This window comes from Lysinibacillus sp. TE18511, from assembly GCF_054062295.1.
Map to the genome: position 1 here is coordinate 1 of NZ_JBSSFD010000044.1, position 15,112 is coordinate 15,112.

Sequence of the window (15,112 nt, forward strand, 5' to 3'; positions counted from 1 at the left end):
GTTGAACCGCTGCTAATTTATCTTCAGGACTCATTTTAGCCATAGAAAAACCGCACCTCCTTGTTAGATGTGTCTAACAAATGGGGTGCAGTTCAAGCTTGGTAACATTTCAAACAGCGACAAACACTGTTAAATCGGTGTTTGTCGCTGTTTTTTGTTGATGGAATACCCAATTTAATTATTATTGATTACTACATAATGAGGAAAATGTTCAGTAATTCATATTAACAATGTAAATTGTTTCATTGAGCAACCTATTGTACAATGTTGTTAACAAATATTAGGAGGTTACCGAGTGGGTTTATTCGTTGCTTCTACCTTTGCTATGGTTGCTTTAGTCATTGCTGTACTTAATGACATGAAGATTAAGAAATTAGAAAAACGTATCGAAGAACTTGAAAAAAACAAATCGAATTAAACACTAGAAGGGTTAACCTTGTTTGGTTCAGTTCTATTTATCTATTTGCTTATTGCTATTTCATTACTGAGTATTTGGGGTTTATTTTGGATAATAAAGAACAAAAGAATCATTTGATTAATGGTGTTCTCTAACGGAGTGCGTAGTGCAACAAGGATTTATAACGTATACATAAATAAACCTAATAACGTTCCCAAATGCAAGTTTGGACGCACATTAAATACCGAGAAATGCTGTTAAATCAGTGTTTATCGGTATTTATTTTGAAAACTGTTTATACAACATTTATACAAATAGTGTAAATCACAGATATACCAATATTTTCACTCGATAGACTTGTTCTTCCTTTTACATAAAATCACGTATATTTCTTAGCGTTGTAGATTCGCATTATTAAGACGAACCCCCGAAATAACGGTGAACCTTAACAGATCAGGTTCTCCTAATTTAACGACTCTGCATTGCAAGCTTCCGATTCCAAGTATGTCTATTTCAGTTTGTTCAAGAAAGAACTCCTCAATGGAAGCGGACACTATTTATGTTGGGGGAGTGAATACCTTGCCGCAATTGCTGCAAAATTAGATAAAAACATATATGGGGAATATCACGATATGCTATCCAATACCGGAATCCCTACCATTTTTGTTTGTGATATTCCGATAGACTTATTACCACTAATGATTTATCAGTGTTAGGGACCATGTTGACAATCAAAATTTTTTTTATTATTATATTAAAAAACATTAATGAATTCAATAAAATTCCGTATAACTCCAATAATATGGTTTGGGGGTCTCTACCAGGAACCGAAATTCCTGATTACGAAGAAAGTACAAGTACAAAACTTGTATTTTCTTTGTAGTCAGGAATTTTTTTATTGTTTTTTAATCGAAAAATTTATTTCAGGAGGACAAAAATGAACTTTTTAGCATTACCAAAAATTGAACTTCACTGTCATTTGGATGGAAGCCTTAGAGCTGAAACTATTATCGATATTGCACAGAAGGAAGGTATTCAGTTACCTTCTTTTGATAAGGATGAACTGCAAAAGGAGTTAATTGCTCCGTTAGAATGTGAATCCCTTGATGAGTATTTAAAAAGATTTTCTCTTCCTAATATGGTCATGCAGTCCAAGGAGAACTTAAGAAGAATTACTTTTGAGCTATTTGAGAATGCAACAAGAGAAAATGTGAAATATTTAGAAGTCAGATTTGCCCCGTTACTTCACACATTACAAGGTCTTGGTGTTGAAGAAGTTATTCAATCTGTTATAGAGGGGATGAGGGACGCTGAAAGTTGTTACGAAATAAAGGGAAATATAATCTTGTCTTGCATGAGGACGATGTCTGTAGAAAGCGCATTTGAGGTGGTTGAAAAGGGGAAAAAGTTCCTTGGAAAAGGTGTGGTGGCAATTGATCTATGTGCATCTGAAGAAGAAGGCTTTTGTGAAAAATTCGTAGAACCTATCGCATTAGCCAAAGAATATGGCTACAGAGTGACTATTCATGCCGGTGAAACGGGAATTGGTAAAAACGTTCTGGAGGCTGTTGAACTGTTGGGTGCTGAAAGAATAGGACACGGAGTATTTATTAAAGATTGTGCCGAGGCTTATAAGATTGTGAAAGAAAGACAGGTAGTGCTTGAAATGTGTCCAACAAGTAATGTCCAGACGAAAGCTGTTCATCATTATTCTGAACATCCGATTTATAAGTTTCATAAAGATGGAATAAAAGTGACATTTAATACAGATAACAGAACAGTATCAGATACTACAATGGCAAAAGAAATCCATTTAGTTAACAATGAATTTAATCTAAGTGAAGAAGATTATCGCCAAATTTATTTAAATAGTGTAGAAGCATCCTTTGCCGACCAAGAAACTAAAGAATGGTGCTTGGCGCAATATTAAAAAAAATTAGACTTAGCAACAAAAACAGTCCCCGAATTCGAACATATTTTTTAACTACCATAAAACTAATCTTTTGTAATGTTAGCAGATTGGAAAGAAATGTACTTAGAGTAAGGGGTGCTATAATTTAATAAGGATAGGACTTGTGTTTATGATTAATCTTCATATACGCAAGTCTTTTTTGTTATGCTTCCTCAATCGCTCCTGTTGCCCCACAAATGGCTTAATCCAGGGCTTACCTATGAATCATTACTCAAATCTGCAAGTCCTTTTGTTATGCTTTCTCAATCACTCCTGTAACCCTACTCCTGCTAAATAATCTAATGATGAAAGAAAAGCACTAGTCTGCTTAGACATAGAAAGAATAAATTGGGTTAGTTGGAATGACGTATGCGGAGAAAGTTGTGATAATTCTAAAGAATTACCTATCTGTATGAAGAAGGAAATGGTTGCATTTACATCGAAATATACTGTAATAAGCTAGATTGGAGTGCTTACAATGATTAAATTCTTTGAATACAACTGGCAGGTAAGAGATGAATGGTTTGACTGGTGCAATCAACTGACAATTAAAGAGTTGTTAAAAGACCGCAGGGGTGGAGTAGGAAATATATTATATACACTTTTTCACATAATTGATGTGGAATATAGTTGGATTCGTGGTATTCAAGGCAAAGAAGATGTAGTATTTCAGTTTGCTGATTATAATACACTTGAAAAGGTTAAATCACTTTCAGATAAATCACGAAATGAAATAGCTGAATATTTAAAAACAAATGTAGGCGGTTTAAAAGAAAAACTAGTAAGTGTTTCTTGGGATGAAGATAAATATACTTTTGATGAAATATTACATCATATAATTATTCACGAAATTCACCACATAGGTCAACTTTCTGTTTGGGCAAGAGAATTAGAACTAAGCCCTGTACCTGCTAACTTTATTGGAAGAGAGTTAGCGAGGAGGTTTATTAATGAAAATGAATGAAAAAACATATCTAAGTATAGAAGAAATTATTTCATTACCAACGTTATCAGGTACAAACATAAGTGATGATGGCAAAAACGTAGCATTTGTCAAGAAGACAGCTAACTGGAAAGAATCATGTGTGGATATATGAAAAAGATAAAGGGCAGTGTTACCCATTAACAACTAGGGATATAGATAGTACATACCCATTATGGTCTCCAGATTCTAGACATATCGCATACCTTAGCCCAGTTGGTGACGAGGAAATTAAGAAAAATCAGATCTTTGTTAAGTGCATAGATGGTAATAGTGGGGTTCAAATTACTGATGAGAAAGAAGGGGTCAGTAAATTCAAATGGGAGCCTTCGGAGGTTTTAGTTGAATAGCTAGAAAGATGTATCCATCTCATACGAGGTGGTCTTTTTTATTTAACAGGCGTTTCAAAACGTAAGAGTTATGGAACTGATACTTCTTCAACTAACGAGCAGATATTAAATCATCACTATTTTGAATGAATATCTGAAACATATTGTACAGTAAATCTAAATAAAGATACTAATGAAAAAGCCTTTTAATGAACAATTACTGTGACAAGTCCGCACATGATATACTGGTGTATCTCGGTATAAGATAAGGAGTAAAACTATGAATAAATTTAATAAGACGTTAGCATATGTAAATGAATTACTTTATAAACCTAATAATTTAACTATAAAAAACATCCGAGAAGAAACTCAAAATTCAGATTATGGAGCTGGGATATTTCAGTTAAATTCTAAATCGGTTAGATTTAGAGTCGCAAAAATAACACCTACCAAGATAGGACAGTTTGTTTCCTTTTGGGAAAAGGATGAAGCTAATAAAAACCAAGCATTTTCATATGATAATGCCACTGATTTATTGGTAATAAATACTTTTAATGATAATGGTGATTTTGGTCAATTCGTTTTTCCAAAAGAGATTCTTTTACAACAAAACATCCTTAGAACCTCTAATACAAAGGGGAAAATGGCAATTAGAGTTTATCCTGGTTGGGATACTCCCACTAGCAAACAAGCGATAGCAACACAAGAGTGGCAATTACCATATTTTTTCTATATGAGCGATGTTAATAGTTTACCAATACATGAGCTATTAAAATTATACGTCAACTAAAATTAGATATCTTTAACTGCGGCATTAAATAGTTGCTGCACAATAAGAGGAAATTAGTAAATAATAATTCACTACTTTTTACTAATATCCAAGAATTTGTGAAGTATAAATTGATTTAACTAATGGTGTTAAAGCTAATCTTAAATATGCAAGGGGACTTTTATTTATGAATGAAGCAAGTTTAATTTCAGGAATTTTATTTTTTATGTGCTTCATTGGGTTTGTATTAGCTATTTTTGCTAAAGAATCTAGTCTCCCAAAAACAACATCTACTATAAGTAGTGCACCGTTTTGGATTAATGTAATTTGGGTAGCTATTTCATATTTACCATATAAATTTAGGGAATTCATAAACGTCTTAATCTTATTAATTTTAACTATTCTGTTTGGTTATCTTTTTATATCTACATTTTAAATAGTCAATCACGCTAAATAGCTGTAACTATAAAAAGAACGAGTAATCTATCCCATTCATTAGCATTTAAACTTTGTGAAAAAGTTGTACTTAAGCTAATGGTGGCTTTCGGGTCTTTTAATATTCAACAATCGGGCGCGATTGTTGAATAAGCGTCTCTGTTCTTCTTAAACGAAACGGGTGCTTTAGTTTAAGAAGAATAGGACTTGTGTATATGATTGAATTTCATGTATGCAAGTCCTTTTTTTATAATTCCTAAATCATCACAAAGCCATCCTATGCCTCATATGACAACACATTGTAGCAGCCAATAAATTGTCTTGAACCCACTCAATTTAAAAACGACCAATAGAGTACTAAATTAAGTAACTGAAAACTGTTCCCCAAGTTGTCTTCATTCGTATTGTTTGATTAGTTCCTGTAACTTGCTTTTTATTTGTTCCCGTACTACCTGGGGATGTTTTACGTTGGCCTCCATGCCCAAGCCCAGGAAAAAATGGACAATCCATGGTGTAAACGAAGTGTTCATTTTTGTACGAATCGTACCAAATCCATCCTCTCGCAGTTGAAGCCACTGGGATAACCATACTTCTGATTGACATCGTCTTACTCCCTCTGGTGTTAAATCTACCTCAAGGTCTAACATATTATCCTCATTTGTTGGCATGATCCACGACTTTATGTGCTCATTCGTCATGTTTAATTTCAAACTTTGGTCTGCGTCTAAAGAAAAATCCTTCACTCTATCTACACGAAACACTCGATAATCCTCCGCTAAGAAACAATAGGCCTGGCAGTACCATAACCCATTCATCGTATAAATCCCGAGAGGTTGAATTACTCTACTTTTGCTAGTAGAAGCTTCATACAGGATAGTGACAACATGTTGCTCCAGTGCAGCTTCAAGTAGTTCCTTTAAGAACGGAACATTTAACTCATGTGGAGGCACCCAAAATATAAGCCGTTGTTGCATACTTTCAATCTTTTTCTTTAGTTCACTCGACAAATAGTAGAAAAATTTATCTAATGCTGTATTCACTTCGTTTTTGAAGGGGAGTTCTTTGTAATTACGTAACGATTGGCAAGCAAAAAACAATGCGATTGCCTCATGTTCTGTAAAGCTGATTGGCGGTAACACTTTTTCATGCAAAACTCGATAACCACCGCTAGGTCCAGTTTCGGAATAAAGTGGTACCCCCAGTTCACTCAGCTCCATTAAATCGCGAATCATTGTTCGGCGTGAAACACCGCATTCTTCCGCCATCTCCTGAATGGTAAATTTCTTACGTTCATTGACCTTCATAATTAGCTGAATAAGTCTTTGCGCTTTGTGCATAAAATAGTTCTCCTCTATTAGAAAAATTATTAACAGTGCCAATAGTTGTCACTATTATCCCGTATAGTAAAACTCGAAGTCAATATTTATAAAGCTTTGAAATTTAGAAAGGATGTACGTTGACTTCATTATTAAGAACATCGGAGGAGACAACAAATGGAACTAGAAAAACAAAACTATGTAATGGAAGTTGTATTATTTGAGCTGAAGGAGGGGACTGACAAGCATCATTTTTGTCAGGCAGCTGCTGGACTTACTGAGGTCTTAAAATTTGAAATACCCGGATTTGAGAGCCGTACTTTGCTACATACATCAGATGCAAGACAATGGACAGACATCATATATTGGTGCGATATGGAAAAGGCATTTGCAGCGATGGAGCGACTCAAGTCTATACCAGAGTTTCAACATTTTGTGTCGATGATTGATTCACGGGAGATTACCCAAAGACACCTCATCCCGACTAATTTGAATTTGTAGGTTTGTGAAAGTCAGTTAAGTGCCGTCGCTCAATCAGGGTGGAACTATACCTAACAGAAAGGAGATGGACCATGGCTGATACATTTGCGGGTAAATACACACCGGATTTCTTCAATAAATTTATGCATATTGTGAAACTTGAATATCCTGCTTTTGATTCAAATAAGTTTATGAGTTTAATCTACGGTCATTGGGAAAAGGAACAATTCAAACAGCGTATCACGATTATATTGCGATTTATTATACTGGTGGCCATGGTGTTATGTGGGATTTTCCTAATAATCCTGAATTACAACAAATTAGCTTAACCATTTATAATAACGGTGGTTATATTGTATCAGTTTGTCATGGTATAGCAGGTTTATTAAACATTAAAGATAAGAATGGTGATTATCTTATTAGAAATAAGAAGATTACAGGCTTTACTACAACTGAGGAAATTTTAAGTACAAAAAAATCTATTGTACCATTTTTAAACAAAGATATAGCTATTGAACATGGAGCGATTTTCCAGAAAGCTAGAGCCTTTCGTTCTTTTGTGGTGCAAGATGGCAACTTAATAACTGGTCAAAATCCTTTTTCAACTAGAGAGGTTGCTAAAAAGTTGCTAACTAATTTATAAATTAATTGAAGTAAGAGCGACTTTTCAAAGGTGGTAGGGGAAGAGAACACAGACACCATACATGGCCATAGCGGATGGTTTATGGTTGAAAATAAATTGCTGGGACAAAACCTCAATAAAATATAGTAAAAAGCCCGGAAAATTTTACAAATAGTAAAGTATTCGGGGCTTTATTGATCTAACGGCGCAGGATAATAGAAGAAGGAAATTTATAGAAAGTGAAGAATTTTATAAATAAAAAGAGGTGAAAATTTGTGGATAAACTGCTTCAGCATTTACAAAGAGTTGGCGTACATTACATAAAAAGTGATCGTGTAATTATGTTAGAAATTTTAGAGAATAAACTTCATCTTGCTTCTGAAATAGATGTGCTTATAAATGAACTTTTAGATAAATTACAAAGTAGTAGACTGAAAAAAGTTAGGTTTGAGTGTCCTAAAATTCTTTTAGATAGCTTAAATTGTACCAGGGCTAAAATGGAAGTTATTGGTGAAAGGGTTATATATAAGAGATCTTTAATGACACCATCAAATGTTTCCATACCAGATTATGAAGTATGGTCATTTTCTGAGAATAACTCTATCTTATTGTTATCTGAAGTGATGGGTACAAGTTATATTGATGCAGAGAAGTTTTTAGCTGGAATGAGGACCGAACTTCCGACACAAGTAAATGAAATGTTTACCGTGTATATGGTTAACAATGAACCTGTTGGTGTAGTTTTTCCTCATATAGAACCAAATACAGAACATGAAGGACGGATTTTTTGGATAGGTATGCATCCTAATTTTCTTGGGACAGGATTGGGAAAGAGCTTACATTCAATAGGATTATATAGATTGAAAAATGAATTTAAAGCTATGTCTTATTTAGGGATGACTCAAGTCGACAATATCCCAATGAGAAATATAATGGTTTCAAACGGATGCATTCAAAATAAAAATACAGTAATTTCTTTACAATATTCTATTTAGGAATAAGCTTATTCGTGTATTATTGTTACGATGTTTGCTTTTTATATTCAGGGGTTCTTATTGAAGTAACAGAGGCTTTACTTGAAGAACATTGAGTTGCATATGCAGCTCTTTTTTTCTTTATTGAACGAACGGAGCAGGATAGTTAAATAAGAGTAGAGTATTTTTTATGTCACATTTGACACAAATAGCGTAAAAAAGGAGCATCAAAATTCGATGCTCTAGTATGCGCCTACTATTCTTCGTCGAAAGAAACTAAAGATTGCTTTATTTAAAAGCATAATTAAATAATCCAAAATATAATGGTCCAATAAAGATAATAAATGTGATTACGAAAATTGCTAGTTTAAAGTAGAGTGGTTCACCATCATAATTTATGTCTTCATTAAACTTTTTGAAACCAAATACAATGTCAAATAATAAACCAATTATAAATACAAATTTCCATACAATTGGAGTAAGAATCTGATTATTTGTGACATAACCAAATAAACCTATCCAAGTGACGAAGGAAAAAACAAAATCTAATACCCCAAAAGTAGTTTTATATCCATCTTTTATGAGTATTCCAATTGAAGCTATTGCTAAAATTCCTAAGTAGCATAGCCAAAAAATATCAATCATAATTTACCTGCTTTCTTTCTAATACATCCAATTTATTATAGCTGATAATAAATTCAACAGAGCATTCTAGTGGAATGAGGAAAAAATTACATATATGAAATAAGGCAATATTCTGAAACTAAAACCTTACAAAATTATAAGTTTCATGTCACTAAATTTAATTGTTAAAACTAAAATTGTGTTTTAAAATTACTATTGTTGAAAAACTATATGAAAGGTCACTCGGCCTAAAGTGACCCGTAACTAAACACAAGTAAGAGCATAAACAATTATATTTTGCATCTGAAGATTGCAACCCATAGACGAATGTATAGTTAAACTGAAAAATACTTCTATCACAATGTTTCCTTTATTTCTGTATATTTAAGTGGGAAATATGAATGAACATTTCAATAATAATGAGGTATTCTTAGGGTTTTACGAAAGGGGTTTACAATAATAGGAAGAAATGTACTTACTGCCTTCAATTATATTTAACGACTTGACAGAAGTCTATATGGGGGAGTAGTATACAATAGCTGCGAAAAAGCTACTGTGAAATAACATTTTTTTAATGCAATATATACTTATAATCTTAGTTAATATACATCTAGATTTAAATTTAAGTAAGTAAAAGGTAGGGAAAAAATGAAAAATTTATTAAGTAAAAAAGATAACCTATTAAATAACTTTTTAGGGATCTATTTATTAGCTGTTTTAATGTTATGGATTAAAACATACATCACTCAAACAACACAATTTGACCTAGGAGTAGAAGGATTCCTTCAACAATTCCTTTTACTAATAAATCCACTAGGTTCAGCATTGCTATTTCTAGGAATTTCCTTTTTATTTAGAGGGAAGAGAAAATATACATCACTAGTTGTAGTTTACACGTTGATGTCTATTCTTTTATATTCAAATGTAGTTTATTACCGATTTTTTAGTGATTTCATTACATTACCTACAGTTTTCCAATCGCAGAACTTTGGAGATTTAGGTAGTAGTGTTCTTTCTTTAATAAAGCCTTATGATATCTTGTTCTTTGTGGATGTATTTGTAATGTTTTACCTACGATTCTCAAAAAAAATACAAAAAGAAACTAATCGTTTTGGATATAAAAAAGCAATGACAATCATTGCGTGTGCATTAGTAGTATCATTCCTAAATTTAGGACTAGCTGAAGCTGATCGCCCGCAACTATTATCTCGAGGATTTGATAGAAACTATATTGTGAAATATCTAGGGATTTATAACTATACGATTTATGATTCAGTAGAAACGGTAAAAGCATCTTCACAGAGAGCTTTGGCGGATAGTAGTGATGTTACAGAAGTGATAAACTATACAAAATCTAATTACGCCAAACCTAATGCAGAATATTTTGGTGCAGCAAAAGGAATGAACGTCATCTATTTACATTTAGAATCATTCCAAAACTTTATGATCGACTATAAATTAAACGGTGAAGAAGTTACACCATTTTTAAATTCATTAGCAAAAGATAAGAATACAATGTATTTTGATAATTTCTTCCATCAAACAGGTCAAGGTAAAACTTCCGATGCAGAATTTATGTTGGAAAATTCTTTGTTTGGGTTACCACAAGGATCTGCTTATATTACAAAAGCACAAAATACGTACCAAGCGGCTCCAAGTATTTTAAAAGATTATGGTTATACATCAGCCGTATTCCATGGTAATAACGGAAGCTTCTGGAATCGAAATGAGATTTATAAATCATTTGGATTCGATTACTTCTTTGATGCTAGTTATTATGATACGAGTTCTTCAGAAAACATGGCTGAATATGGTTTGTTAGATAAACCATTCTTTGAACAATCTGAAAGTCTTTTAAGTTCGTTACCACAACCTTTTTATACGAAATTTATTACGGTAGGGAACCACTTCCCATATCAAATGAATCAAGACTTAGTAACAATTGATAAAGCGGCGACTGGAGATACAAGTGTAGATAGTTATTTCCAAACAGCACGTTATGCAGATGAAGCAATCGAACAGATGTTCAATCAATTAAAAGAATCAGGATTATATGATAATTCGATGATCGTTCTTTATGGTGACCATTACGGTATTTCAGATAATCATAATGATGCGATGGAACAAGTCATTGGAAAAGAAATTACACCATATGAAAGTGCTAATTTACAACGCGTACCATTATTAATACATGTTCCAGGAATGCAAGGTGAAACCAACCATACTTATGGTGGCCAAACAGACCTTCTTCCAACGTTATTACATTTACTGGGAGTAGATACGCAAAAATTTGTTCAATTTGGTTCTGACTTATTATCAAAAGAGCATGATGAAGTTGTACCATTTAGAAATGGTGGTTTTGTCAGTCCTACTATTTATTCGGTTAATGGGAAATTTTATGATAATAAAACAGGTTTACTACTAGACGATAGTCAATTAGAGTTTGCGAAAACTATTAAAAATGAAGTCGATCACAAATTGGAATTATCTGATAAAGTCGTGAATGGTGACTTATTGAGATTCTATAAGCCAACAGGTTATACTCCAGTTGATCCTTCTCAGTATAATTACTCCAAAGAGGCGAATGGAGAATCTAATTAACTGTTGCAATTTGCAGGGCAGTTCAAGAAGATGTGTTTGATATCAAAAAGTTTAATTGCTTTATGGTATCTTACCATTATCTTGAATTGTCTTTTTATATGTTATATTAAGGATGGAATAAGTTTATTTCTATATTTAAAGCGAGTAAAACTTAAGAAATATTGTTCTTAATAGAATAAGTAGGTGAACACACCTTTCCAATGTAATCCCTCATCCCGATTTCTCTGAGCGGACAATCTTTATACGGTCTATCTATATTCTTAACGGAACTTTTAGAAGAAAAGGCTTACCATGTTGAATTTCATCATGGTAAGCCTTTTTATATGTTTAATGAAATAATTTAACGCTATTTTTTTCAATTCTACTCTTATAACTAATAATTCCTTAATCTAGAGTAGGATAGAAAAGATAATCAATACATTGTTGATTTTTTGTCATTAAGCACGCTTTGCGTTCTACGATTGATTACGTTTAAGACTGTAATATACTTTTGAAAATCTTCAGCTGTAAATTGCTCGAGGTTTTTCAGATATTTCCTATATTCCTCTAGATCTAGCTTCTTATGATATTCAAAAACTAATTTGCCCTTTGGTGTCAATTCAATATTCAATTCTCGATAATTATCCGGATTTCTATATTTAACTACTAAATCCTTTTTAATGAGTTTATCAACCATTTGAGAAACAGCGCTTTTTGTGCAATTTTTTATTCTTGCAATTTCAGAAGTTGTAGTTTTTACTTGATCTCCAATTAAGTTGAGTGTATGAACTTCTATCATATACAATTCATCTTCTGTTCCATATTTTCTTGGAATATTTTCGTATGAACTAATAAGTCTAGATGTCTCGTAAATTGTTTCCATTAGCTCATAAAAAATCTCTTCTTTATCCACAATGCATCCTCCTCTCCATAATTAGAGGCAAATTTAATTTTATTTTACCATCTGTTTCGAATCTATATAATTTTAAAAAAATTCTGAAATTTACCATTGACCGTTTTACGGTTAAGGTGTTAAACTGAGAAAAATTTAATCTAAGCGTTTTAAAAACCGAGATTAAATAGAAAATTTGGATACAAAGAAGAGGAGGGAAAGCATTGGAATATAATTTTGATGAAATTGTTAATCGCCGAAATACTTATTCTTTTAAGTGGGATGGCGGAGATTTAATTAAAACAATTGGTTATACAGAAAGATATGACTATGAGACCATTCCACTATTTACAGCAGATATGGATTTACCCGTTCCGCAACCATTGATAGATGCACTACATAAAACAGTTGATCATCGTATTTTTGGATATTCTGTTTTTCCAGATGCGTACTTTGAATCAATTCGGCATTGGTTTAAAAAGAGGCATGATTGGACAATCAAAAGAGAAGAGATTGTATATAGCCCTGGAACAGTACATGCCTTGAATATAGCTGTAAAAGCTTTAACTAAACCTGGTGAAGGTATCATTATTCAACGTCCAGTTTATCCGCCTTTCACAGCTGCGATAGAAGGAAATGGAAGAGTTGTTCGAAATAATGCGTTGAAATGTGATGCTGAAGGGTATTACACAATTGATTTTGAGGATTTTGAAGCAAAAGCAAAAGAAGAAAATACAACAATGTTCATTCTCTGTAGTCCACACAATCCGACTGGAAGGGTTTTAACATATGAGGAATTAAAAACGCTTTCGGATATCTGTGCGAAAAATAATGTAATTATTGTAGCTGATGAAATTCATGGGGATCTTATTAGAAAAAATCAAAAATTTACACCCATCGCAAAAGTTGCAAACAGTACGGATCATATCATCACGTGTACAGCCATCAATAAAACATTTAATGTTGCAGGTCTGCACTGTACAAATGTTATTATTTCAAACCCGGAGATTAGAAAAATCTTTAGCGACACAATGGGGATGCAGTTACCATCACCGTTTACAATTGCAGCTCTTATAGCTGTCTATAACGAAGGAGAAGAATGGTTAGCGCAAATAACAGAATATATTGACGACACAATAGAATATGTGAAAAATTACTTAGTTGAAAAAATGCCTACAGTCAAAGTTAGGATCCCTGAAGGAACATACGTGATGTGGATGGACTTTAGTGGATATGGTCTTTCAGCTCAAGAAGTTCATGACCGTATCTATAACAAAGCCAATGTCATACTTGAAGATGGTCACTTGTTTGGAATTGAAGGTAATGACTTTCAAAGAATCTGTACCCCTTCACCAAGACCACTTATAAAAGAAGCACTTGAAAGAATCGCTTTAGAATTCCAAGATATCGAATCTAAAAACCTATTAGAAGAGGTGTATAGAAAATGAAAGCAATCGAATTTGAGCTTGATGCATTAAAAGCTGCAAAAGAAATAGAAGATTATGTAATTGATATAAGAAGAGATCTCCATAGACATCCTGAAATCGGATTACAAGAAGTACGGACAATGAAAGTGGTTACAGACGAGTTAACTAAATTAGGCATTAATTACGAGATTGTCCCTGATGGCGGAATTATTGGTTATATTCAAGGGAATCAAGTGGGAAAAACTTTAATTCTTAGGGCAGATCTAGATGCATTGCCGATGAAGGAAGAAGAAAATAATTTAAAAAAGAAAAAAGTGGTGTTTTCTGAGACTGACCAAGCTGCTCATACTTGTGGACATGATGGACATACAGCGATGCTTTTAGGTGCAGCGAAAATATTGACTCAACACAATGACAAAATTAAAGGAAGAGTGCTCCTAGCTTTTGAACAAGGGGAAGAAATGGGCGGAGGAATTTATAATCTCTGTAAACGATTACACGAAATCGGAGGAGACGGAATTTGGGGTATCCATTTAAAATCTGATCTTCCGACTGGAAAAATATCTGTTGATCCAGGTCCAAGAATGGCAGCTTCTTTTGTTTTCGATGTTTTAATAAAAGGAAAAAGTGGACATGGTTCCAGACCAGATTTGTCAGTTGCTCCATTAGATTGTTTTACCGATTTTTATAACAATTTAAGAGCGATGAGATTAAATACTCTAGATCCTTTTAAAACGATTACCTATTCAATTGGAACGATTAGTTCAGGTTCCGCAGCAAATATAATTCCAGAAAGTTTACAGTTCTCAGGAACAGCCAGATATTTAGATTATGACCAAGGTGCCCATGCAGCAAAAGAATTTAAGAGAATCCTAAAAAAAGTCTGTGACCTGCATAATTGCACTTATGAATTTATTACAGAACCTAAAGAATCCGACTTAATCGTCTATAATCAAAAAGAATGTGCACAGATTGCGATTAATGCAGTGAAAAATACAATTGGTACAGATGCATTACATTCAATCCCAGCTTGGATGGCATCAGAATCATTTGCGTTTTATGAAAAATACTTCCCAGGTGTGTTTGCATTCGTTGGCATACAAAACCTCGAAGAAGGGATTGGGGCAGAACATCATAATGTTTACTTTGACCTAGATGAAGATGCTTTAAAACTAGGTGTGGCGGCTACTATACAATACACAATTGATTTTCTAGATAGTGAAAAACAAGTTAATTTTACTCCTGATAAAAGAGATATAAATAGTCTATTTATTGATAACGGATTCCAACAATTAATAAATGAGTAAAATTTCATTGAATACAAAGGAGATAGG

The 15,112-nt window shown here is 33.1% G+C and carries 14 protein-coding genes, 1 pseudogene and 1 riboswitch; of the genes and pseudogenes, 11 read left to right on the forward strand and 4 right to left on the reverse strand.

Annotation, left to right across the window (positions count from 1 at the left end; all coding sequences use genetic code 11):
• The first annotated feature begins 295 nt into the window (after positions 1–295).
• From ACVWXS_RS21790 to ACVWXS_RS21810, 5 genes and pseudogenes are all read left to right on the forward strand, one after another.
• Positions 296–418 carry a hypothetical protein gene (locus tag ACVWXS_RS21790; protein ID WP_456960129.1) on the forward strand — a complete coding sequence of 41 codons (123 nt, stop codon included), beginning with the start codon at positions 296–298 and terminating at the stop codon, positions 416–418.
• Positions 419–1,161: 743 nt separating this feature from the next.
• A riboswitch (purine riboswitch) is annotated at positions 1,162–1,260 on the forward strand.
• A gap of 74 nt (positions 1,261–1,334) precedes the next feature.
• Positions 1,335–2,327, forward strand: a complete 993-nt coding sequence (gene add / locus ACVWXS_RS21795) for an adenosine deaminase (protein ID WP_427421970.1) — start codon at positions 1,335–1,337, stop codon at positions 2,325–2,327.
• Between the two features lie 499 nt (positions 2,328–2,826).
• A complete protein-coding gene (locus ACVWXS_RS21800) occupies positions 2,827–3,312 on the forward strand; it encodes a DinB family protein (RefSeq protein ID WP_456960130.1) in 486 nt (161 codons plus the stop codon).
• Positions 3,299–3,662, forward strand: a pseudogene (locus tag ACVWXS_RS21805) (TolB family protein); the annotation flags it as partial. The gene ACVWXS_RS21800 and the pseudogene ACVWXS_RS21805, both read left to right, overlap by 14 nt.
• A 277-nt stretch (positions 3,663–3,939) precedes the next feature.
• Positions 3,940–4,449 carry a MepB family protein gene (locus ACVWXS_RS21810; protein WP_456960131.1) on the forward strand — a complete coding sequence of 170 codons (510 nt, stop codon included), beginning with the start codon at positions 3,940–3,942 and terminating at the stop codon, positions 4,447–4,449.
• Between the two features lie 81 nt (positions 4,450–4,530).
• Here ACVWXS_RS21810 and ACVWXS_RS21815 read toward each other — a convergent pair whose 3' ends face one another.
• The gene (locus tag ACVWXS_RS21815) at positions 4,531–4,800 is read right to left on the reverse strand and encodes a hypothetical protein (RefSeq protein ID WP_456960132.1); all 270 of its coding nucleotides are present in this window, start codon (positions 4,798–4,800) and stop codon (positions 4,531–4,533) included.
• 458 nt (positions 4,801–5,258) lie between these two features.
• A complete protein-coding gene (locus tag ACVWXS_RS21820; RefSeq protein ID WP_456960133.1) occupies positions 5,259–6,200 on the reverse strand; it encodes a helix-turn-helix transcriptional regulator in 942 nt (313 codons plus the stop codon).
• A gap of 156 nt (positions 6,201–6,356) precedes the next feature.
• Between ACVWXS_RS21820 and ACVWXS_RS21825 the strand changes: the two genes are divergently transcribed.
• From ACVWXS_RS21825 to ACVWXS_RS21835, 3 genes are all read left to right on the forward strand, one after another.
• On the forward strand, positions 6,357–6,680 hold the full coding sequence (locus ACVWXS_RS21825) for a hypothetical protein (RefSeq protein WP_456960134.1): 324 nt from the start codon (positions 6,357–6,359) through the stop codon (positions 6,678–6,680).
• 190 nt (positions 6,681–6,870) lie between these two features.
• Positions 6,871–7,302 (forward strand): type 1 glutamine amidotransferase domain-containing protein, encoded by a 432-nt coding sequence (locus tag ACVWXS_RS21830; RefSeq protein WP_456960135.1) that lies wholly within the window; start codon positions 6,871–6,873, stop codon positions 7,300–7,302.
• A 254-nt stretch (positions 7,303–7,556) separates the two neighbouring features.
• Positions 7,557–8,276: a GNAT family N-acetyltransferase gene (locus ACVWXS_RS21835; protein ID WP_456960136.1), complete on the forward strand. Its 720-nt coding sequence runs from the start codon at positions 7,557–7,559 to the stop codon at positions 8,274–8,276.
• A gap of 267 nt (positions 8,277–8,543) precedes the next feature.
• Here the strand turns inward: ACVWXS_RS21835 and ACVWXS_RS21840 are convergent, their stop codons facing one another.
• The gene (locus ACVWXS_RS21840; RefSeq protein WP_374966351.1) at positions 8,544–8,900 is read right to left on the reverse strand and encodes a hypothetical protein; all 357 of its coding nucleotides are present in this window, start codon (positions 8,898–8,900) and stop codon (positions 8,544–8,546) included.
• A 627-nt stretch (positions 8,901–9,527) separates the two neighbouring features.
• On the opposite strand from ACVWXS_RS21840, the gene ACVWXS_RS21845 reads away from it, so the two are divergent.
• On the forward strand, positions 9,528–11,480 hold the full coding sequence (locus ACVWXS_RS21845; RefSeq protein ID WP_456960137.1) for an LTA synthase family protein: 1,953 nt from the start codon (positions 9,528–9,530) through the stop codon (positions 11,478–11,480).
• A 412-nt stretch (positions 11,481–11,892) separates the two neighbouring features.
• Here the strand turns inward: ACVWXS_RS21845 and ACVWXS_RS21850 are convergent, their stop codons facing one another.
• Complete coding sequence (locus tag ACVWXS_RS21850) at positions 11,893–12,372, reverse strand: MarR family winged helix-turn-helix transcriptional regulator (protein ID WP_456960138.1); 480 nt, start codon at positions 12,370–12,372, stop codon at positions 11,893–11,895.
• A gap of 203 nt (positions 12,373–12,575) precedes the next feature.
• Here ACVWXS_RS21850 and ACVWXS_RS21855 point away from each other — a divergent pair, with 203 nt between their 5' ends.
• Both ACVWXS_RS21855 and ACVWXS_RS21860 read left to right on the forward strand, forming a co-directional pair.
• Positions 12,576–13,799 carry a MalY/PatB family protein gene (locus ACVWXS_RS21855; RefSeq protein ID WP_456960139.1) on the forward strand — a complete coding sequence of 408 codons (1,224 nt, stop codon included), beginning with the start codon at positions 12,576–12,578 and terminating at the stop codon, positions 13,797–13,799.
• Positions 13,796–15,085: an amidohydrolase gene (locus ACVWXS_RS21860; protein WP_456960140.1), complete on the forward strand. Its 1,290-nt coding sequence runs from the start codon at positions 13,796–13,798 to the stop codon at positions 15,083–15,085. The genes ACVWXS_RS21855 and ACVWXS_RS21860 overlap by 4 nt, the downstream gene beginning before the upstream one ends.
• Positions 15,086–15,112: the final 27 nt, after the last annotated feature.